The organism is Streptococcus sp. Marseille-P7376 (assembly GCF_902460385.1).
In the GTDB taxonomy this organism is placed as follows: domain Bacteria; phylum Bacillota; class Bacilli; order Lactobacillales; family Streptococcaceae; genus Streptococcus; species Streptococcus sinensis.
In genome coordinates this window covers 1-19885 of sequence record NZ_CABPTS010000031.1, presented here as the reverse complement: position 1 = coordinate 19885, position 19885 = coordinate 1, and the positions used below count along the sequence as shown (strand labels likewise).

General features: G+C 42.5%; 16 protein-coding genes, 10 tRNA genes and 1 pseudogene. 1 reads left to right on the top strand and 26 read right to left on the bottom strand.

Features of this window, described 5'->3' with window-relative positions; translation table 11 throughout:
• Nucleotides 1–226 precede the first annotated feature (226 nt).
• From purH to FZ952_RS10890, 13 genes are all read right to left on the bottom strand, one after another.
• Nucleotides 227–1774 (bottom strand): bifunctional phosphoribosylaminoimidazolecarboxamide formyltransferase/IMP cyclohydrolase, encoded by a 1548-nt coding sequence (gene purH, locus FZ952_RS10950; protein ID WP_148881681.1) that lies wholly within the window; start codon nt 1772–1774, stop codon nt 227–229.
• A gap of 24 nt (nt 1775–1798) precedes the next feature.
• Nucleotides 1799–2308 carry a VanZ family protein gene (locus FZ952_RS10945; protein WP_148881680.1) on the bottom strand — a complete coding sequence of 170 codons (510 nt, stop codon included), beginning with the start codon at nt 2306–2308 and terminating at the stop codon, nt 1799–1801.
• A gap of 86 nt (nt 2309–2394) precedes the next feature.
• Complete coding sequence (gene purN / locus FZ952_RS10940) at nt 2395–2940, bottom strand: phosphoribosylglycinamide formyltransferase (protein WP_148881679.1); 546 nt, start codon at nt 2938–2940, stop codon at nt 2395–2397.
• Entirely contained in the window at nt 2937–3956 is a 1020-nt protein-coding gene (purM, locus tag FZ952_RS10935; protein ID WP_148881678.1) for a phosphoribosylformylglycinamidine cyclo-ligase, read from the bottom strand. The genes purN and purM overlap by 4 nt, the downstream gene beginning before the upstream one ends.
• A gap of 56 nt (nt 3957–4012) precedes the next feature.
• On the bottom strand, nt 4013–5452 hold the full coding sequence (gene purF / locus FZ952_RS10930; protein ID WP_037617434.1) for an amidophosphoribosyltransferase: 1440 nt from the start codon (nt 5450–5452) through the stop codon (nt 4013–4015).
• A 168-nt stretch (nt 5453–5620) separates the two neighbouring features.
• A complete protein-coding gene (locus FZ952_RS10925; protein WP_148881677.1) occupies nt 5621–9346 on the bottom strand; it encodes a phosphoribosylformylglycinamidine synthase in 3726 nt (1241 codons plus the stop codon).
• 19 nt (nt 9347–9365) lie between these two features.
• Nucleotides 9366–10073 (bottom strand): phosphoribosylaminoimidazolesuccinocarboxamide synthase, encoded by a 708-nt coding sequence (gene purC / locus FZ952_RS10920; protein WP_037617427.1) that lies wholly within the window; start codon nt 10071–10073, stop codon nt 9366–9368.
• Nucleotides 10074–10299: 226 nt separating this feature from the next.
• A complete protein-coding gene (locus FZ952_RS10915; RefSeq protein WP_062201793.1) occupies nt 10300–10542 on the bottom strand; it encodes an acyl carrier protein in 243 nt (80 codons plus the stop codon).
• Entirely contained in the window at nt 10539–11543 is a 1005-nt protein-coding gene (gene plsX, locus FZ952_RS10910; RefSeq protein ID WP_148881676.1) for a phosphate acyltransferase PlsX, read from the bottom strand. Before plsX ends, FZ952_RS10915 begins: the two co-directional genes overlap by 4 nt.
• Entirely contained in the window at nt 11524–12321 is a 798-nt protein-coding gene (gene recO / locus FZ952_RS10905; RefSeq protein ID WP_148881675.1) for a DNA repair protein RecO, read from the bottom strand. Before recO ends, plsX begins: the two co-directional genes overlap by 20 nt.
• The gene (locus FZ952_RS10900; protein WP_148881674.1) at nt 12314–13486 is read right to left on the bottom strand and encodes a pyridoxal phosphate-dependent aminotransferase; all 1173 of its coding nucleotides are present in this window, start codon (nt 13484–13486) and stop codon (nt 12314–12316) included. The genes recO and FZ952_RS10900 overlap by 8 nt, the downstream gene beginning before the upstream one ends.
• A 134-nt stretch (nt 13487–13620) precedes the next feature.
• Nucleotides 13621–14586 (bottom strand): ribose-phosphate diphosphokinase, encoded by a 966-nt coding sequence (locus FZ952_RS10895; RefSeq protein ID WP_148881673.1) that lies wholly within the window; start codon nt 14584–14586, stop codon nt 13621–13623.
• Nucleotides 14573–14818, bottom strand: a complete 246-nt coding sequence (locus FZ952_RS10890; protein WP_148881672.1) for a hypothetical protein — start codon at nt 14816–14818, stop codon at nt 14573–14575. The genes FZ952_RS10895 and FZ952_RS10890 overlap by 14 nt, the downstream gene beginning before the upstream one ends.
• A 13-nt stretch (nt 14819–14831) precedes the next feature.
• Between FZ952_RS10890 and FZ952_RS10885 the strand changes: the two are divergent.
• Nucleotides 14832–16088, top strand: a pseudogene (locus FZ952_RS10885) (ISL3 family transposase).
• Nucleotides 16089–16125: 37 nt separating this feature from the next.
• On the opposite strand, the gene pcsB reads toward FZ952_RS10885, so the two are convergent.
• The 13 genes from pcsB to FZ952_RS10820 form a co-directional block, all read right to left on the bottom strand.
• Nucleotides 16126–17331, bottom strand: a complete 1206-nt coding sequence (gene pcsB, locus FZ952_RS10880) for a peptidoglycan hydrolase PcsB (RefSeq protein WP_037616231.1) — start codon at nt 17329–17331, stop codon at nt 16126–16128.
• Between the two features lie 96 nt (nt 17332–17427).
• Entirely contained in the window at nt 17428–17928 is a 501-nt protein-coding gene (gene mreD / locus FZ952_RS10875; protein WP_148881671.1) for a rod shape-determining protein MreD, read from the bottom strand.
• 1 nt (nt 17929) lies between these two features.
• Nucleotides 17930–18745, bottom strand: coding sequence for a rod shape-determining protein MreC (gene mreC, locus FZ952_RS10870; protein WP_148881670.1), 816 nt, complete (start codon nt 18743–18745; stop codon nt 17930–17932).
• 166 nt (nt 18746–18911) lie between these two features.
• Nucleotides 18912–18999 (bottom strand) — tRNA-Ser (locus FZ952_RS10865).
• Between the two features lie 8 nt (nt 19000–19007).
• Nucleotides 19008–19081 (bottom strand) — tRNA-Ile (locus tag FZ952_RS10860).
• Nucleotides 19082–19115: 34 nt separating this feature from the next.
• Nucleotides 19116–19186, bottom strand: a tRNA-Gly gene (locus tag FZ952_RS10855).
• 17 nt (nt 19187–19203) lie between these two features.
• Nucleotides 19204–19276, bottom strand: a tRNA-Phe gene (locus tag FZ952_RS10850).
• A gap of 4 nt (nt 19277–19280) precedes the next feature.
• Nucleotides 19281–19354 (bottom strand) — tRNA-Met (locus FZ952_RS10845).
• 13 nt (nt 19355–19367) lie between these two features.
• A tRNA-Ser gene (locus tag FZ952_RS10840) sits at nt 19368–19457 on the bottom strand.
• Nucleotides 19458–19480: 23 nt separating this feature from the next.
• A tRNA-Ile gene (locus tag FZ952_RS10835) sits at nt 19481–19554 on the bottom strand.
• A 13-nt stretch (nt 19555–19567) separates the two neighbouring features.
• Nucleotides 19568–19641: transfer RNA gene (locus tag FZ952_RS10830), tRNA-Met, on the bottom strand.
• Between the two features lie 5 nt (nt 19642–19646).
• Nucleotides 19647–19720: transfer RNA gene (locus FZ952_RS10825), tRNA-Pro, on the bottom strand.
• 40 nt (nt 19721–19760) lie between these two features.
• Nucleotides 19761–19834: transfer RNA gene (locus FZ952_RS10820), tRNA-Arg, on the bottom strand.
• Nucleotides 19835–19885: the final 51 nt, after the last annotated feature.

Sequence of the window (19885 nt, the reverse complement as noted above, 5' to 3'; positions counted from 1 at the left end):
TGTTGGTTTTGTGTACACTTTTTACACTAAACTTTAGCTCAAAAAAAGACAATTTCCTTCGTTTGACATATGGAACTCAAACTATTTTTCATCAAATACCTTGATATACTTGACAAATGGTAGAAAAGGATTTAGTCCTGTCCAATACAGAACTAAATCCTTTCACTAATATTTTTTGTCCAACTTTTTGGGTGCGGTTCATTAAGCCGAGGATTTTCAATATTTCTTAATGTCTGAAATGCCGAACCCCTGTAAAGATCATGGTCAGCCCATACTGGTCAGCCATGTCGATAGACTCTTGGTCACGGACAGAGCCACCCGGTTGGATAATAGCCTTGATACCTGCGGCTGCAATTTCTTCCACGTTGTCCGCAAATGGGAAGAAGGCGTCAGAGGCAAGCACAGCACCATCAAGACGATCTTTGGCTTGGTCAATCGCAATACGAACGGAAGCCACACGGTTGGTTTGACCTGGACCAACACCGAGTGTCATGTGGTCGTTGGTTATGATGATTCCGTTGGATTTGACGTATTTGATGGCCTTCCAAGCGAATTCAAGAGCTGTTGCCTCTGTCTCAGTTGGTTGGCGTTTGGTCACCACTTGCCAGTCAGCTGGGCTTTCCTTGACCACGTCTTGGTTTTGAACAAGGAGACCGCCAACAACGCCTGTATACTCAGCTTCCACTTCGCTGGCATCTTGAGCATCAAATGGCAAGGCAAGGATCCGCAGGTTTTTCTTTTTGTTGGTCAAAATCGCTAGCGCCTCATCTGTATAGCTCGGTGCGATGATGATTTCAAGGAAGACACCATGCATCTTCTCAGCTGTCGCAGCATCCACCTCACGGTTGAGAACGACAATCCCACCAAAGATGGACACTGGGTCTGACTCATAAGCGTAGTCCCAAGCTTTTTCGATGTCATCAGCTTGACCAATACCACACGGATTCATGTGCTTGAGAGCCACTACAGTTGGACGATCTTTGAAATCACGGATAATACGGATAGCAGCATCCGCGTCACGGATATTGTTGAAGGACAATTCCTTACCGTTAAGCTGTTTGGCTGATGCAATAGAATAATCTGTTGGCAAAGCTTTTTGGTAGAAATCCGCGTCTTGTTGAGGGTTTTCACCATAACGCATGGGTTGTTTCAAATCATAAGTGATGGTGAGTTTTTCAGGTTTTGTTTCACCAACTTGTTTTGTGAAATATTCCGCAATTAAAGCGTCGTAAGCTGCTGTGTGACGGAAAACTTTGGCTGCCAAGCGCTGACGCGTTTCAAAGTTTGTTTCACCATTAGCTGTCAATTCATCTAAAACAACATCGTAGTCAGCTGGGTCAACAACAACTGTAACACTAGCATGGTTTTTAGCAGCAGAGCGAAGCATAGAAGGCCCGCCGATATCGATATTCTCCACCGCATCTGCATAGGTCGCATCCGGTTTGAGAATCGTTTCCTTGAAAGGATAGAGATTGACCACCACAAGGTCAATAAGCTCAATTTTATTATCCTTGGCCGCTTCCAGGTGGCTATCCAAGTCACGACGAGCGAGGAGACCACCGTGGATATTCGGATGGAGGGTCTTGACACGACCGTCCATCATTTCTGGGAAACCAGTCACATCGTCGATAGCAATGGTCTTCACCCCAGCACTATCAAGGGCAACCTTGGTCCCACCTGTCGAGATAATATCCCAACCAAGTTTTTTGAGTTCTTGAGCAAATTCAACAATGCCCGCTTTGTCTGAGACGCTGATTAAGGCGCGTTTCGTCATTATGTTCTCCTTTTTTAGAATTAGTTAAACACCAATTACAATCAGTAACAGCAAAATAAGGTAAGCAAGGCCAAGTACAATCATCCCTATGGTATTGACCCACTTTCTAGTCTGTGATTTTAGCACTTTTCTAAATAATTGATAAAGTAGTAATCCTACACAAACTCCTAGAGTATTTAAAATCAAATCCGTCATATCTGTCGCACCAATGGCTAAGATATACTGTAAGCATTCGTAAAATAAGCTAAGCAGTAAGCCTATGCCAGCTATTTCCCAACTGGACCACTTTGATTTTACCAAAGGCAGACAAATCCCTAGAGGAATAAAGAAAATCAGATTAAATAGCATCTCAGCCACAACAATTTTTCCATTCACTATGAGTGGTTCTGAAAATGGCATCCAATTGACAGATCTAGGAGCTGCGAAGAATCGTATGAATTCAGGGTTTGTTTCAAACTTAAATAAAATTCCCCAAGTCAATAAAAGCAGATAGACGTAAAATACATACTGAGTTGTTTTTTTAGATGCTAGCATTACAAATACCTCCGTTTGAAGCCATCATCGGCCACAGTCGCTGATTGCAATTTAAAATCAAAGATATTCTATAAATCACCAAAATATCACTCTGCAATTAGAGTCTTGACAACCTCTGGATACAACTTGTACTCTGCCTCATGAATCCGGGCTTCAAAACTTTCAATGGTATCATCAGCCAAACGCGGTACGCGCACCTGTTTGATAACCTTGCCTGTATCCACACCAGAGTCCACCCAGTGAATGGTAACGCCGCTCTCAGTAACGCCAGCATTCCAAGCATCCTCAATCCCATGAGCTCCTGGAAATTCTGGCAGATAGGCGGGATGAATGTTGATGATTCGACCTTCATAAGCCGCCAATAAGGTTGGCCCAACGATTTTCATATAGCCTGCTAGACAAACCAAGTCAATCTGGTGCTGATCCAAGAGCTTGACAATTGCTTCTTCGTATTCTGGCTTGTTCTCAAACTCCTCGAGTTCAAAAGCATAGGACAGAACGCCAAGCGTGTCGGCACGCTCGAGCACATAGGCGTCATGATGGTCTGAAAAGACAAACTCCACCGGAAATTCTTCGGCAATCACCTGAAAGTTTGAGCCATTACCAGAGGCAAAAACCGCTATTTTTTTCATTTGATGATGACACTTTCGTTTTCTTTCTTGACGATGCGACCAATTTCATAGACTGGTTCATCCAGCAATTCTTTAACACGGTCTACATTTTCAGGACTAACTGCCAGCATAAGCCCGACACCCATATTGAAAATTTCAAACATTTCTTGGTGCTTGATCTGACCGTATTTTTCAAGGGCTTTGAAAATTGGTAAGACTGGCACCTTGTCTTCTTCAATCTCTGCCGCTAGGTCATCTGCAAACATACGTGGGACATTCTCGATAAAACCGCCACCTGTGATGTGTGCAATACCGTTGACCAACTCTTCCTTAATCAATGGCAGAACTGCTTTCACATAGATGCGAGTCGGCTCAAGAAGCACTTCCTTGAGTTTCTTACCTTCCAATTCTGGCAAGACTTCTTCACCTGTATAATCAGCAAAGACACGACGAACGAGAGAGTAACCATTTGAATGAATACCACTTGAAGCAAGGCCAAGAAGCACATCACCCTCAGCAACTTTTGAACCGTCGATAATCTGAGATTTTTCAGCCACTCCGACCGCAAAACCAGCCAAGTCGTAATCATCTTCACCGTACATGCCAGGCATTTCAGCCGTTTCCCCGCCAATGAGGGCAGCACCGGACTGGACGCAACCTTCAGCAACACCTGCGACCACCTGCTCCAATTTTGCAGGTTCATTTTTACCAGTTGCGATATAGTCCAGAAAGTAGAGTGGCTCAGCACCAGCCGCGATGATATCATTAACACACATGGCCACACAGTCCTGACCAATGGTATCGTGCTTATCATACTTGATGGCCAACATGAGCTTGGTTCCCACACCGTCAGTCCCTGAAATCAAGACAGGTTCTTTAACATTCAATTGGGATAAATCAAACATCCCACCGAAACCACCCAGCGCTCCCATAACACCAAGACGCTCCGTACGAGCTACATGCTTTTTGATTCGCTCAACAACCTCATAACCCGCTTCAACGTCAACACCAGATTGAGCGTATGCATTTTTTGTCATTTCATTTTCCTCATTTTTCTTTTGAAAATAGCAGAGCTGCTATTTAGTTTAGCCTATCAATAAAAACTCGTTTTTTCTTTTAGACTTTCCAGATAACGCTCCTCATAATCATAAAGTGGAGTTGGATAGTTCCCGTCAAAGTAGGCCACACAGAGACCGCCATTTGGAGCATCTGTCTCTAAGCCGATGGACTCAATCAAACCATCCAAAGATAAATAAGTCAGACTGTCTGCTCCGATAATCTCGCAAGTTTCGTCTACAGTATGGTTAGCTGCAATTAATTCACGACGTGTTTGAATATCAATACCATAAAAACATGGGTATTTAAGTGGGGGACTGGCAATCGCCACATGGACTTCTGCCGCACCAGCTTCACGTAGGAGCTGAACAATCCGACGACTGGTCGTTCCCCGAACGATAGAATCATCCACCATCACCACGCGCTTACCCTTGACAATACTTGACACTGCTGACAACTTCATCCGAACACCCTGCTCACGCAGTTCCTGTGTTGGCTGGATAAAGGTCCGCTGGATGTATTGATTTTTGATGAGTCCCATCTCGTTTGGCAAACCGGATTCTTCAGAAAATCCGCTGGCCGCAGAAAGTGATGAATTGGGAACACCGACAACAATATCCGCTTCGTGCTTAAATTCTTTAGCTAAACGGCGTCCTGTATTTTTGCGAGCTGTATGAACATTGACACCATGGATCACTGAGTCAGGACGGGCAAAATAGACATATTCCATTGAGCAGATGGCTAACTGCGTCTCGTCTGTGTAGGTATCATACTGAATGCCTTGGTCATCAATGATGACAACTTCTCCCGGTTTGACATCGCGCAGCCATGTGGCACCAATCACTTCAAAAGCACAGGTCTCACTGGAAACAACAATAGCACCATTGGCCATTTGTCCAATTGAAAGAGGTCGGAAACCATTAGGGTCAAGAGCTGCAATCAGCTTATCCTCCATCATGAGGAGATAGGCGAAGCCCCCCTTAACAGTACTCAGAGCCTCTTTAACCTTTCCCATGAAGCTTGGATTATGGCTACGACGGATAAGATGAGCTAAGATTTCTGTGTCTGATGAAGACGAAAAGATAGCTCCGTTACGCTCCAATTCTTTTTTCAAGGTCTGGGTATTGGTCAGATTACCATTATGAGCCAAACCAAACTCCATATCGTAAAATTTGAAATGGAAGGGTTGGATATTATTGATAGAGGCTTCACCAGCTGTCGCATAACGAACATGCCCGATAGCAGCAGAACCTGTCAACTTCTCCAAATTAACTGGATTTTTAAAGACTTCTGAAAGAAGGCCTGTATCGCGATGACGACGGAGCTTACCTTTATCATTGGTTAAAATACCAGCTCCTTCTTGCCCACGGTGTTGCAGACTATGAAGACCAAAGTAAGTGACTTGAGCTGCTTGAGGATGCCCCCAAATGCCAAAGACCCCACATTCTTCATTAAGAGATTTTACTTCGTATGTCATTCTTTATACCTTTTATTTTGATATTCCCTTTAGCTATGAAACCTTAAAGTTTCATAACTAAATTTTAAGTCTAGGTCTCAAAATTTCCGATTTATTCAATTGGCTCTTCAATGAGATAACTATTGTTACGACAAGAATATCGTGATTGAGCTCACTTCGCTCGCTCATTTATTTCCCTGTAAAATATTTAACCGCTGATGTAAACAAATGTTGGTCTTTATTTCCTGGAATATTTTGGAAAAGACCATCTTCCCAGCGTTCGGAGTGTCCCATCTTACCAATAATCTGACCATTTTTACTGGTAATACCTTCAATGGCATTCACTGAACCATTTGGATTGTATTTAGAATCCATAGATGGTTTGCCGTCAAAGTCTACATACTGGCTCCAGATTTGACCATTGTCGCGAAGTTCAGCAAATTCCTCTGCCGTCACCACAAATTTACCTTCACCGTGTGACACTGGTATTGCATGGATATCTCCAACTCTCACACCGGTAAGCCAAGGTGAGTTGGTATTGGCAATACGAGTTTCCACCATTTTAGCAACGTGCTGGTTAGCATCATTGTAGAAAAGGGTTGGACTTGTTTCACCAGCTTCTTCAAAGTTACCATAAGGCAGAAGGCCTGACTTGACAAGAGCTTGGAAACCATTACAGATACCGATGATGAGACCGCCTTTTTCGATGAATTTATCAATAGCAGAACGGACTTTTTCATTGAGTAAAATATTGACAATAAACTTAGCTGAGCCATCTGGTTCATCTGCTGCAGAAAAGCCACCAGCAAAGAAAATAATATTTGCTTTACTAATATTGTCAACCATTGTGTCAACTGAGGCTTCAATAGCTGCTTCATTAAGTGTTACAAACGGTACCAAGTTCACTCTAGCGCCAGCTTGTTCGAAGGCCTTGGCTGAATCGTATTCTGAGTTAGTACCCGGAAAGACGGGAATGTAAACCAAGGGTTGTTCAACTTTTTCTTGGGTTTTAAGCACCACATTAGAAGCTACAGCTGGTACTTCTTGTAACTCTTTACTTTGCTCAAATTCAGTTGGATAAATTTCTTCCAATTTACCTTGGAAGGCATTGTCAAGTTTCTGGCCATCAATGTCAATGTTGTTGACAACAAGTGTAAAGCCAGTGGTGGTCTGACCAATTTTGCTAGCACCAGCAACCTCTTCACTAGAGGTAAAGATGAAACCGCCGAGCTGTGCTGTCAAGCATGTGTCAAGCTCATCCAATTCTACTTTAGCCCCAATGTGATTACCGAAGGTTGCAAGCGCAAGTGCTTCAAGTACACCGCCATATTTAACAGCAGAAGCTGAAGTTATATGGTGTGCTTTTTGAATCGCTTCAAATTGTGCAAAGTTAGCTTTGATGAAGTCGAAATCAATATCTTGTGAAATAGCTTGACCTGGAATGTAGTAAATATTTTCACCCGCAGCCTTAAACTCAGGAGAGAGCACCTTACGGCTGTCTGCTGTTGTCACCCCAAAGGCAACAAGCGTTGGGGGTACTTTCAATTCTTCAAAAGTACCAGACATAGAGTCCTTACCGCCGATGGATGGCAGACCGAGTTGAATCTGCGCTTCAATAGAACCAAGCAAAGCTGCTACTGGCTGACCAAAACGATTGGCCTGTTTATCCATACGTTGGAAGTATTCTTGATAAGAGAAGCGAGCTTTAGACCAGTTAGCACCTGCCGCCACCAGACGAGCTGTTGCTTCAATAACCGCATAAGCAGCACCGTGGTAAGGTGACCATTCTGCAATATAAGGGTTGAACCCTTGCGCCATGACTGAAGCGGTATTTGTTACACCATGTTGAACTGGCAATTTTTGTACAGAAGCCTCAGTAGGTGTGATTTGGTAACGGCCACCAAGTGGATGATTGACAGTTGAGCGACCAACTGAAGAGTCAAAGATTGTTTGCAATCCTTTTTGGCTAGCGTGGTTAAGATCTGAAAGAACAGCTACTGTATCTGCTTCAAGGGTCGCAGCTGATGTTGTGCGTTCTTCAGGAACGTTTACATCACTGTCAACCACATTAGCATCAACCACCACGCGCACACCATTGGTATCAAGGAAAGCACGTTCCAAATCTACAATAATTTCACCATTCCAGTACATGACCAGATTTGGTTTTTCAGTCACTGTCGCAACGACAACAGCGTCAATATTTTCTTTGTTACATTCCGCAACGAAGGCATCCACATCTTTTGTACGAACCACAACAGCCATCCGTTCTTGTGATTCAGAGATAGCAATTTCTGTTCCATTCAAACCTTGGTATTTTAGCGGGACTTTATCAAGATTGATTTCAAGACCATCGGCCAATTCACCAATGGCTACACAGACACCACCTGCACCAAAGTCATTTGATTTCTTGATGAGACGTGTTACATCTCCATTACGGAAAAGACGCTGGATTTTACGTTCTTCAATGGCATTTCCTTTTTGCACTTCCGCACCAGCTGTTTCCACAGATTCAACTGTTTGAACCTTAGAAGACCCTGTCGCACCGCCGACGCCATCACGACCTGTTTTCCCACCAAGTAGGATAATCACATCGCCCGCTTCAGGCTTTTCACGGACAACATTTCCCTTAGGAGCAGCGCCGACAACGGCTCCAAGCTCCATGCGTTTGGCTACAAAGCCTGGGTGGAAATACTCACGGACATAAGTTGTTGCAAGACCGATTTGATTTCCGTAGGAAGAATAACCATGAGCCGCTGTCTTCGAAATGACTTGTTGCGGCAATTTACCAGCACGTGTCTCCGAGATCGGTGCCGTAATATCGCCCGCTCCTGAGATCCGCATCGCCTGATAAACATAAGAACGCCCTGACAATGGGTCACGAATGGCACCTCCGATACAGGTTGCGGCTCCACCAAAGGGCTCAATTTCCGTTGGGTGATTGTGGGTTTCATTCTTGAACATGAGGAGCCATGGTTCTTTGACACCATCAACGTCAACCTCGATTTCAACCGAGCAGGCATTGATCTCATCAGATACTTCCATATCTTCCAAACGGCCCTTGGCACGTTCGTAACGACCGAAAATAGTTGCCATATCCATCAAGGTTTGCGGTTTTTCAGAGCGCTCCAACTCATCACGCATGGCTAGATACTTGTCATAAGTCGCCTGCAATTGTTTTTGGAATTTAGACGCTGAGAAATCAATAGTTTTCAACTCTGTCTCAAAAGTTGTATGACGGCAGTGGTCAGACCAGTAAGTATCCAAGACCTTGAGTTCTGTTTCTGTCGGCACACGCCCGATTGACTTGAAGTAGTCTTGGATAAAAAGCAAATCATCCACTTCCATCGCCATCCCTTGCTCGGCCTTGTAGCGTGTAAAGTCTTCCGCCGTATAGCTTTCAAAGAAAGTCAATTTTGGAATGGTCTTATCTGACTCTGAGAATTCTTGCTTGGCAATCCCTGTCGTGATGTCTTTGAAACGAGAATCAACTGGATTGAGCAGGTAGTTTTTGACCGCTTCTAACTCAGTCGCATCAATATCTTTATTGACCAAGTAAAGTTGGGCCGTATTGACCCTTACATGACTTGAACTACCCAGTAAGAGCAAGGCTTCTTGAGCTGAAGCCGCCCGCTGGTCAAACTGCCCTGGCAAGCTTTCAATAGCAAAGAAAGCGTACTCAGATAAAGACTCCACAACCTCTGCTTCTGACAAGAGACGGTCTGTCACCTGCTCAGAAAAGATATGTTTTTCCGCACGCGCAAATAGGCTTTCACTTAGATTAAAAACATCGTAAGTCTGCACAATGCGCAGTTCTGCTAAAGTCTTTAATTGGAGATTGTGGGTCAATTCCTTGACTAAGCTCTGAGATTTGATTCCAAAATTAGGTTTTTTCTCAACAAAAATACGCTTATCCATAGTATCTTCTATCCTTTTCTTACTTCAATTCTTGCAGTTTTTCCCAGACGATTTGATAAACATCGGTCAGCTCGCCTAGGCCGCGACGGAAGACATCCTTGTCCATGTGATGCCCCTCAGCATCCCAAAGCCGACAATTGTCCGGTGAGAATTCATCTGCTAGAATAATTTTACCGTCCTGGTCAAAACCAAACTCTAACTTGAAATCAATCAGCTTAAGCCCGATCTGGCGGAACCAGTCTGACAAAAGAAGATTGATACGGCGAGTCTCCTCTTTTAAGAAAGCAATCTGTTGGTCATCCGCAATCTTTAGGAATTTCACATGCTCGTCATTGATAAAAGGATCATCCAAATCATCGTTTTTATAGTAAAATTCAACGATCGGAGTGTCCAAGGCGATCCCTTCTTCCACACCAAAGCGTTTAGAGAAAGAGCCTGCTGTATAGTTACGCAACACCACTTCCAAGGGAATAATGTCAACTTTTTTATTAAGCTGATCTGTCTCTGAGATTTTCTCGATAAAATGCGTTGCCACACCAGCAGCATTCAATTTTTCAAAAATAAAGGCTGAAATTTTATTGTTCAATACCCCTTTCCCTGCAATCTGCTCCTTTTTAACGCCATTAAAAGCCGTTGCCTGATCTTTGTAACGGGCCAAAATCACATGCTCATCCTCTGTCGCAAAAATATCCTTTGCTTTTCCCGAATATAACAACTTATTTGACATTTTATTATTCGCCTTTCGTGCTTTTATACCCTAATTTTACCATATTCAAAATAATTTTACAATAATTCCCGTACAAACCTCTAAAAACGGATTGAACCTCCTTGAAAATCCGAACAAAATTAAAAGGAATGAGTTCCGCTCAATACAGGATTCATTCCTTTCAATCATTGCTTGTTCAACTTTTTAGGGATTAGTACATGCCCAAAAGATTACTTTTTTATATATCTTATTTTTTCAATTTTCCATGAATATAGGTTACTATGTCTGAGATATTCTTAAAATGATCAATATGTTCATCTGGGATCTCAATTGCAAATGTATCTTCAAGGTCAATGATAAATTCCATCAAATCAACCGAATCAACACCTAATTCATCTTTGAGACTGAGTTCAGGACTGACAGAGAAATCTGCCCCTTCATGCTCTTGAATAACTTCAACAATCTTTACGTAAATTTCCTTCTCGCTCATTTTTCCTCCTCAGTTCTTGAAAATTCAACCACAGATTTTCCGACAACATCTGTCTCCAACATAGTCCGAATCTGATGAATGGTGCTATAAACAGCCTTGGCATCGCTAGAGCCGTGTGTCTTGACTACCGGTGCCTTGAGACCAAAGAGAACGGCCCCACCAGCACTGGAGTAGTCCAGACTCTTGCGCATCTCCTGTAGGCTATCTTTGAGCAACAAAGCCCCTAGTTTAGCCTTGAGGCCACCGCCTAGAACAGCCTTCTTGAGCTGACCTAGGATGCTAATGGCCGTTCCTTCGATAGACTTGAGCACGGCATTGCCCGTAAAGCCATCTGCTACGACAACATCTGCCACTCCATCCATAAGGTCACGTGCCTCCACATTGCCGATGAAATTCAGCTTGTCATCCGCTGCCAGCAAGGCATAGGTTTCCTTACGCAGAGGGTCTCCCTTGCTGGCTTCCGTGCCATTATTGAGCAAACCAACCCGTGGCTGCTTAATTCCACGAACATTTTCCGCATAAAAAGAACCTAGGATAGCATATTGATGCAGATGGTGAGGGGTATTTTCAGCATTTGCCCCCAGATCCAGCATATCAAAACCTCGGCCATCTCCAGTCGGTAAAGTGGACAAGAGTCCTGGTCGGTCAATATTTTTGATCCGTCCCACGATAAAGAAACCCACAGCCAGAAGCGCCCCTGTGTTACCAGCAGACAGGACCGCATCTGCTTCCCCGTCTTTGACTGCCTTGGCTGCCAGAACCATGCTAGCCTGCTTCTTCTTGCGAATAGCCCTAGTCGGCTCATCATCCGAATCAATCTTTTCATCCGTATGGACGATGCTGACGCGCTCTGTCGCTGTCAACAGAGGTTTAATCTTGGCCTCATCCCCATAGAGAACAATCTCAATATCCGCGAAGTCTCTCAGAGCCTGGTTGGCACCTTCGACTAAAGCCTGAGGGGCATTGTCTCCGCCCATGGCATCAATAGCTATTTTTTTCATGTTTTTCTTCCTCATGTTTATCTTGTAAAATACTGCCCCAGTCGCCCAGAGAGTCGATAAATTTCTTTGATTTAAGATGAATGCCTACATATTCATCATAGAGTTGATCTATAAAATCCCTGATCTGTCGCTTGATATCAGCCTTGAGCGAAATCGTCTCCAGCTCACTAAACTGAACCGCCTGAAACTGATTGAGCAAAAAAGGAATATTAGGGTTGAGATGGCTGCGATGAGCATCCTTGTGATAATGCTCTGGGCAGAGCACCCCGCCATATTGAAAGGAGAAATCAAAAGGCAGACCTGTCCGATGGCAAAAAACACAGTCATGGAAATTCATAGAAACGCCAAAGCGAGATAAAATCTGAATTTCAAAAATATTCGTCAAGACTTCATAATCCAGGCCTTGATTCATCAAATCCAGTGTCTTTTGCAGGAAAGCAAAGAGGGCTGGATCTGGCTGATTGTCCTGAATACTAGCATCCGCTAAGGCTGCCACGTAGCTGGCATAAGCCATGACAAAGAGATCGCCCTTGATTTGCCCGTAACTTTCCACAGCTTGGTAATCTTCGATATAGCTGAGTCCGTCGTCATTGATTTTCATCAAGAGTTCTGCTGCAGTCAGAGGCTGGATGACTGGCGCCAGCTTAGATTTTCCAGCATGTTTCACGAAAAACATTCGCTTGCCAGCCTGTTCCGTAAAGATCTTGACCAGCTTATCATCTTCTCGAAAATTCCGATTATATAGAATCAAACTCTTGCTTGTTAACGGTCTAAGCATGGTCTGCCATGTACTCCTTGAGCCGTCTCAGAGCTTCCTTGATGGTTTCCATACTAGCTGCATAAGACAGGCGGATATAGCCTTCTCCGTACTGGCCAAAGGCCGCTCCTGGGATAAAGGCCACAGCCTTCTTCTCAGCAAAATCCCTCAAAAAAGCAAAAGAATCTTGATTGTAGCCTGCTGGAATTTTGGCAAAAATATAGAAAGCTCCATCTGGCTTGATAATCTGATAACCTAGCTCCGTCATTTTTTCGATAATGTAATCCCGCCGCTGGATGTATTCCGTCTTCATGGGTTGAGCATCATCTTTACCAGCTGTCAATGCCTCAATAGCTGCATATTGAGCCATGGTGTTGGCTGCTGTCACTAGATACTGATGGCTCTTGATTAATTGAGCTGTAAAAGCAGCCGGTGCAAAGATAAAGCCCAATCGCCAGCCCGTCATAGCATGAGACTTGGACAAGCCATTGATCACGATGGTCTGCTCAGGCAAATATTCCGCCAGAGAAACGTGTCCCTGCTCCGTATAAGTCAACTCAGAGTATACCTCATCACAAACGACAAATACTTCATACTTGCTCAATACTGCTGCCAAAGCCTCAATCTGCTCTCGCGAATAAGTCACGCCAGTCGGATTGGCCGGATAGTTCAAAATAACCGCCTTGAGCGCATCCCCCTGCTCCAAGATAGCCTGCTCTAGCATTTCAGGGGTCAAGACGAAGTTGTTTTCTGTCGTATCAATCTCGACAATCTCCGCCCCGACCAAATTGACAATCGGCTCATAGCCTGGATAAGCTGGCGCTGGCAGCAAGACCTTATCGCCCTCCTCCAGAATAGCCGTCAAAGTCGCAGATAGGGCCTCGGTTGCTCCAATGGTCACTAAAATCTCATTCTCTGGATTGTAGGACAGGTGGTATTTTTCCTTGACAAAGTCAGACGCAGCCTGGCGCAGCTCCAAAAGTCCACTCATCCCTGTATAGTGACTCTGGTTGGCATCAATAGCTGCCTTGGCTGCTTCCTTGATGTGATCCGGTGTCGGAAAGTCTGGCTCTCCCAAGGTCAGCCGCAGAACACCTGGGATCGTAGAAATAGACTGGTCAAACTGACGAATCAGGGATATTTCAATCTTATCTAAATTTTTATTAAACTTTTTTGTCAAATCCATGGCCACCTCCGATAACTTAATAGAACCATTATACTATAAAAGCATTACTACAGCAAAATTTTATTATAAGTGAGAAAAAGAAAGAGAACTAGCAACACACTAGTTCTCAAATAATTATAAGTCTATTAAATAGTTTATTTTTTTTCGCTTTCAAATAATGGAGAGAGAGGACGTTTTTCATGAATACGAACGATCGCTTCTGCTAACAGATGAGCGATGGAAATCTGCTCAATCTTATCAATCAATCGTTCTTCAGGAAGGTAAATCGTATCCAAAACAATCAACTTTTTAATAGCAGATTTTTGAATATTTTCCATAGCTGGACCAGATAAGACAGGATGGGTACAGCTAGCATAGACTTCAACTGCGCCAGCTTCTGCTAGGGCATCCGCTGCATGACAAATCGTTCCCGCTGTATCAATCATGTCATCAATCAGGATACATGTTTTGCCTGCAACCTTACCAATGATATTCATGACTTCACTAGTATTCATTTTATCAACACTGCGGCGTTTATCGATAATAGCAATTGATGTTTTAAGAAATTCCGCCAATTTACGGGCCCGACTCACACCGCCATGATCCGGACTAACCACCACATAATCATTGCCAACCATGCCACGGCGTTCAAAATAATCAGCGATCAAAGGAGCCCCCATCAAATGATCAACAGGAATATCAAAGAAGCCTTGAATCTGAGAAGCATGCAAATCAATGGTCAACAAACGGTCAACTCCAGCAATCTCCAGCATATTAGCAACTAATTTAGATGTAATCGGCTCACGAGCACGAGCTTTTCGATCCTGTCTAGCATAACCATAGTAGGGCATTACCACATTGATAGATTCTGCACTAGCTCTCTTCAAAGCATCTACCATGATCAAAATTTCCATTAAATTATCATTGACTGGCGAGCTGGTAGACTGCAAAATAAAGACGTGTTTCCCGCGGATAGATTCTTCAATATTCACTTGAATCTCCCCGTCAGAGAACTGACGGACAGTTGCTTTCCCAAGTGGCAATCCAATCTCTTGAGCAACACGCTGCGCTAATTCTTGATTAGAAGAAAGAGCAAAGAGTTTTAAATCAGAAAAAGACATGATTTCCTCCAGATTCTAAATCGTCTTTTATTGTATCTGTTACAAGTTTTCCAATTTCCATTGTAACCCTTTTTTGCCTATTTTTCAATTGATAAATTGTAAAATATAGTGCAACAAAAAACGGCTCTATAATTTCTGTAGTGGGTAAATCCACCGCAGGGATTATGGAGCCTATTTTGTTGTAGAAAAAAAGTCCCATAAGACCTATAATGAAAAGCAACGAAACCATCATTAGAAAGAATCTTATGGAACAGTTAAATTTTATCACAAACTTACTGGGAATAAAAGACCCTAACATCACTATTTTAGATTATGTAGATGCTGGAACACACAAGGAAATCCTCGCTAAGCTAGATTATCCCGCACCTAAATGCCCTCACTGCCAAGGAAAAATGGCTAAATATGACTTCCAGAAAGAATCGAAAATTCCCTATCTAGAGTGCGCGGGATACAAGACATTGATTCGTCTAAGGAAACGACGTTTCCGCTGTCAAGATTGCGGGAAAGTAGCTGTCGCAGAAACGTCCTTAGTCAAGAAGAATCACCAAATCGCAACCATCGTCAAGCAGAAAATCGCTCAAAAACTAATCGACAAAGTCCCTATGACAGTTATCGCTGAAAACTTGGCTGTCTCTACTTCCACCGTCATTCGTAAACTGAAAGAGTTTAAATTCAAGACAGATTTATCTTATCTTCCAACTCACATGTCTTGGGATGAATACAGCTTCAAGAAAGGCAAGATGAGCTTCATTGCGCAGGATTTTGACTCGCTCAAGGTCATCACAATTCTGGACGGACGAACGCAAGCAACCATTTGCAATCACTTTCTGCGCTATTCCAGACAAGTCCGAAACGGCGTTAAAGTCATTACCATAGACATGTTTAGTCCCTATTACGATATTGCCAGAAAACTATTTCCAAAGGCTAAAATCGTTCTGGATCGTTTTCACATTGTCCAACATCTCAGCCGGGCTATGAGTCGTGTTCGTGTTCAAATCATGAATCAATTGGATCGAAAATCGCACGAATATAAGGCACTGAAACGTTACTGGAAACTCATTCAACAAGACAGTCGGAAACTAAGTCATAAACGCTTTTATCGTCCGACTTTTCGTATGCATTTGACCAACAAAGAGATTCTGGAAAAGCTTCTCTCTTACTCTCAAGAACTCAGAGAACACTATGAAATCTACCAGCTCTTACTCTTTCATTTCCAAGAGAAACAGACTGATCATTTCTTTGGACTCATTGAAGATACCATTTCTTATGTAAATCCTATCTTTCTAACTGTTTTTAAGACTTTTTTGAAAGATTAGGAAAAGATTATCAACGCTCTGGAATTACCCTATTCTAACGCAAAACTGGAGGCTACTAACAACCTCATCAAGGTTATCAAGCGCAACACTTTTGGCTTCCGGAATTTTGACGATTTTAAAAAACGTATTCTCATCGCTTTGAATATCAAAAAGGAGAGAACCAATCCGGTTCTCTCCAGGATATGACTTTTCGTTAACCCACTACAGTTGACAAAGAGCCAATTTAATTTGGATAAATATAAGTTACAGCACCTGGATTAAACCAGCCTCGGTAGTTACCAATTGCTTGGTTGCCAGCATAATTAGCTTCTGATACTTGGATGTTAGTAGCAGATTGAACAGCTGTTACTACAGCAACGTGTCCATATCCACCATCATTCCAACATGCAATCGCACCAACTTGAGGTTGTGAACCTGTACGGAAGCCTGCTGCTGCTGCACTAGCTGCCCATTGACCACCATTACCCCAATAGTCGCCAGCCCATGGAGCCAAAGTCTTAGCTCCCCAAGTACATTGACCTACAGGATAGGTTGTCGCTGAAGAACTGTAAGTAGGACGAGAGACAGTTGCTGCTGGCTGAGTCACTGCTGGTGCAGATACAGTAGCCTCTGCCGCAGGAGCTGCTGCTGTATTATTTACAGCTTGAACCTGAGCTGAGAAGCTAGTATTTGCAGAAGCAAGAACTGCTTGTTGTTGTGCCTGTTGTTGTGCTTTATAAGCTGCCTCTGCTGCTGCTGCTTCTGCTGCTGCTTTCTCTGCTGCTGCTTTTTGCTCTAAGAGGCTATTTTTTTCATTTTCAGCAGTTGTTTTTTCTGCTGCAAGGTTCAACTGAGCAACTTTAAGTTCTGCTTGTTTGGTTGTTAAAACTTGTGCATCATCTGAAAGCTGTTGCTGATTAGCGATAACAGTATTGATTGCTTCATTATTAGCAACTTGTTTTTCAGCAATTGCTTCTTTATCAGCTTTTTGTTGCTCTAACATTTTATTATTTGCTGCAACAATTTCACTCATAGCAGCTACACGTGAAATTGCTTCTGTAATAGAGCTAGAACTCACGATTGTATTAATGTAACTAGTAGCAGTTCCATTCGTTTGAGCACTACGAGCTTGATTAGCAAGCGATTCATTTCGAGCAACGATGTTTTTAGATAAAGTATCAATTTCAGCTGATAACTTAGCAGACTCTGCTGATAATTTTTCATTTTCAGCTTGAAGTTTTTCTTGTTGTTTTTGAATTGCAGAAACTTGACTTTGAATCTCGTCAACTTGTGCTTGTGCTGATTGCTGTTGCGCTGTTATACTGTTAATTTTACTGTCTTGAGCAGCAATTTTATCATCGGTAGAATCCGCTTTTACACTCACAAGTGAAGCTCCTTGAGAAAGGATAAGCGTACTCAACAAAATTGATGCGAACAATTTTTTCTTCATAAAAATATATACTCCTTCTTGGTAAGACATTATATAGTATATCAAAAATCAAAACTGTTTGTGTTACGTATTTATTACATTTCTATTTCTTATTCATCATAAATAGACTTTTTCAAACAAAGATTGGAATACCAAGAAGAAAACAGCATTTAAGAGTAAAGTAGGAACCAAACTAAAGATAATGAAATGTGAAAAATCAATTGCTGCCAGCTTTAAAAGAAGAACCAAAGTGACACTAACTATTTCAATCAAAAAGACAGCCGTAATAACAGATAAAAAACGAGTCAAGCGATTTAACAACAAAACGTCATTCATATAAATAATGAAAGCACTAAGCAAAGGAAATAAAATCACAAAAATGCCTATAACATGTAAATAATAAACATCATATATCAATCCCAGTCCCATAAATAAAACAAGATTGAAAGTTTTAGAAAAATTAATAGAAATAAAAATCATGTAAATCAGTAATAAGTGGCTGATAGGATAGCACTGACCTGATAATAAACCGATAAAGAGTCTAGACAACTGTCCATCAAGTAATAAGATTAAAAACAAGATAATCGGTGTTAAAATTTTTTCTTTCGAACTTTTCATATCAATTTCTCACCAAAATTACAGCTTGGATATCTGAAAAATCAGCAGCAGGTTGGACTAAAATCACATCATTCAACTGATCTTTCCCTTTAGAGACAGACAAAACTTTTCCCACAAGTAAATTTTCTGCATTATAGGCACCTAATCCGCTTGTCAGAACAGAAGCCCCTTCTGTAATACCAGAAAAACTATTTAACTGACTTATAATAAAAGCGGATTTTTTAGAATCAAAACCAGTAATAATACCATAGACAAAACCAGTCTCTGTTTGAATCTTCACAGAAATTTGGCTTGAATTTTTTTCATTGCTAAGCAAGGTCACAACACTTGAATCAGCAGAAACCTGTGTTACTGCTCCGATGACTCCACCATTAGAAATTGCCAGCATTGAGTTTGTAACATCACTAGCAGCCCCTTTATCAATTGTCAGTTCATTTGTCCAAGCAGACGGACTACGAGCAATCACCTCTGAAGCAATTTTAATCGTGTTTTGGTCCTGCTCTTTTAAATCTAATAATTGCCTTAATTGACTATTCTCATCTTCCAAAGAATCAACTTTATTTGCCTTCTCTTCTATGGTATAAAGCGCTTTCTTTAAATCTCCATTTTCTTTATATGTTTTCATCAAATCAAAAAGTCTATCTTTTTCATTTAACACAAAGGTAACAGGCCGAGCAATCATTCGATCAATTGTTGAAATTATATTAGAAGAAAAAGAAATAAAATAAGACGAGACAGGCGAAAATAACACCCCTCCTATTAAGCTAATAGTTATTAAAAAGAAAATAAAAAACTTAGATTTTTTAAATTTATTCATAAAAATAAACCTCAGCAATATCAATACATAATGGTTCCAACTCGATATATGTTCCTTATTACAGCATATATCAATTTTAAAGAAAAAATTAAGGTTAAATTAACTTACCTTAATGCAAAAAGATACAAGAAAAGGAGATAGCATCAGCTAAACTCCTTACTTATAGCGGAGAATGGGGGATTCGAACCCCCGCGCCAGTTACCCGACCTAACGATTTAGCAAACCGTCCTCTTCAGCCTCTTGAGTAATTCTCCAATATTAATGGGCACGAGTGGACTCGAACCACCGACCTCACGCTTATCAGGCGTGCGCTCTAACCACCTGAGCTACGCGCCCAAGTTAAAAACTTGGATTGAACAATCTAGTTCAAAGCGGGTGACGAGAATCGAACTCGCGACAACAGCTTGGAAGGCTGTAGTTTTACCACTAAACTACACCCGCTTATATTCAGAATAAAATGGCGCGAGACGGAATCGAACCGCCGACACATGGAGCTTCAATCCATTGCTCTACCAACTGAGCTACCGAGCCAAAATTGCGGGAGCAGGATTTGAACCTACGACCTTCGGGTTATGAGCCCGACGAGCTACCTAGCTGCTCCATCCCGCGATATTCTTATCTAAGGAGGATGTGGGATTCGAACCCACGCACGCTTTTACACGCCTGACGGTTTTCAAGACCGTTCCCTTCAGCCGGACTTGGGTAATCCTCCAACATAGTGAGTTTCACACAATATGGACCTTGTAGGACTTGAACCTACGACCACTCGGTTATGAGCCGAGAGCTCTAACCAGCTGAGCTAAAGGTCCAACAAGATCATCATAGCGGCGAAGGGGATCGAACCCCCGACCTCCCGGGTATGAACCGGACGCTCTAGCCAGCTGAGCTACACCGCCATATATCGGGAAGACAGGATTCGAACCTGCGACACCTTGGTCCCAAACCAAGTACTCTACCAAGCTGAGCTACTTCCCGAGAAAATCCAAAAACGGAGTCATGAGACTTCGTTCTAATATGCACCCTAGAGGAGTCGAACCTCTAACCGCCTGATTCGTAGTCAGGTACTCTATCCAGTTGAGCTAAGGGTGCTCTTTTAAACTCTCATGCCGAGGACCGGAATCGAACCGGTACGATCGTTGC

Bases quoted from the DNA above. Each gene is read 5' to 3' on its own strand.
- purH (WP_148881681.1), bottom strand. From the start codon at position 1,774: ATGACGAAACGCGCCTTAATCAGCGTCTCAGACAAAGCGGGCATTGTT.
- FZ952_RS10945 (WP_148881680.1), bottom strand. From the start codon at position 2,308: ATGCTAGCATCTAAAAAAACAACTCAGTATGTATTTTACGTCTATCTG.
- purN (WP_148881679.1), bottom strand. From the start codon at position 2,940: ATGAAAAAAATAGCGGTTTTTGCCTCTGGTAATGGCTCAAACTTTCAG.
- purM (WP_148881678.1), bottom strand. From the start codon at position 3,956: ATGACAAAAAATGCATACGCTCAATCTGGTGTTGACGTTGAAGCGGGT.
- purF (WP_037617434.1), bottom strand. From the start codon at position 5,452: ATGACATACGAAGTAAAATCTCTTAATGAAGAATGTGGGGTCTTTGGC.
- FZ952_RS10925 (WP_148881677.1), bottom strand. From the start codon at position 9,346: ATGGATAAGCGTATTTTTGTTGAGAAAAAACCTAATTTTGGAATCAAA.
- purC (WP_037617427.1), bottom strand. From the start codon at position 10,073: ATGTCAAATAAGTTGTTATATTCGGGAAAAGCAAAGGATATTTTTGCG.
- FZ952_RS10915 (WP_062201793.1), bottom strand. From the start codon at position 10,542: ATGAGCGAGAAGGAAATTTACGTAAAGATTGTTGAAGTTATTCAAGAG.
- plsX (WP_148881676.1), bottom strand. From the start codon at position 11,543: ATGAAAAAAATAGCTATTGATGCCATGGGCGGAGACAATGCCCCTCAG.
- recO (WP_148881675.1), bottom strand. From the start codon at position 12,321: ATGCTTAGACCGTTAACAAGCAAGAGTTTGATTCTATATAATCGGAAT.
- FZ952_RS10900 (WP_148881674.1), bottom strand. From the start codon at position 13,486: ATGGATTTGACAAAAAAGTTTAATAAAAATTTAGATAAGATTGAAATA.
- FZ952_RS10895 (WP_148881673.1), bottom strand. From the start codon at position 14,586: ATGTCTTTTTCTGATTTAAAACTCTTTGCTCTTTCTTCTAATCAAGAA.
- FZ952_RS10890 (WP_148881672.1), bottom strand. From the start codon at position 14,818: ATGATGGTTTCGTTGCTTTTCATTATAGGTCTTATGGGACTTTTTTTC.
- pcsB (WP_037616231.1), bottom strand. From the start codon at position 17,331: ATGAAGAAAAAATTGTTCGCATCAATTTTGTTGAGTACGCTTATCCTT.
- mreD (WP_148881671.1), bottom strand. From the start codon at position 17,928: ATGAAAAGTTCGAAAGAAAAAATTTTAACACCGATTATCTTGTTTTTA.
- mreC (WP_148881670.1), bottom strand. From the start codon at position 18,745: ATGAATAAATTTAAAAAATCTAAGTTTTTTATTTTCTTTTTAATAACT.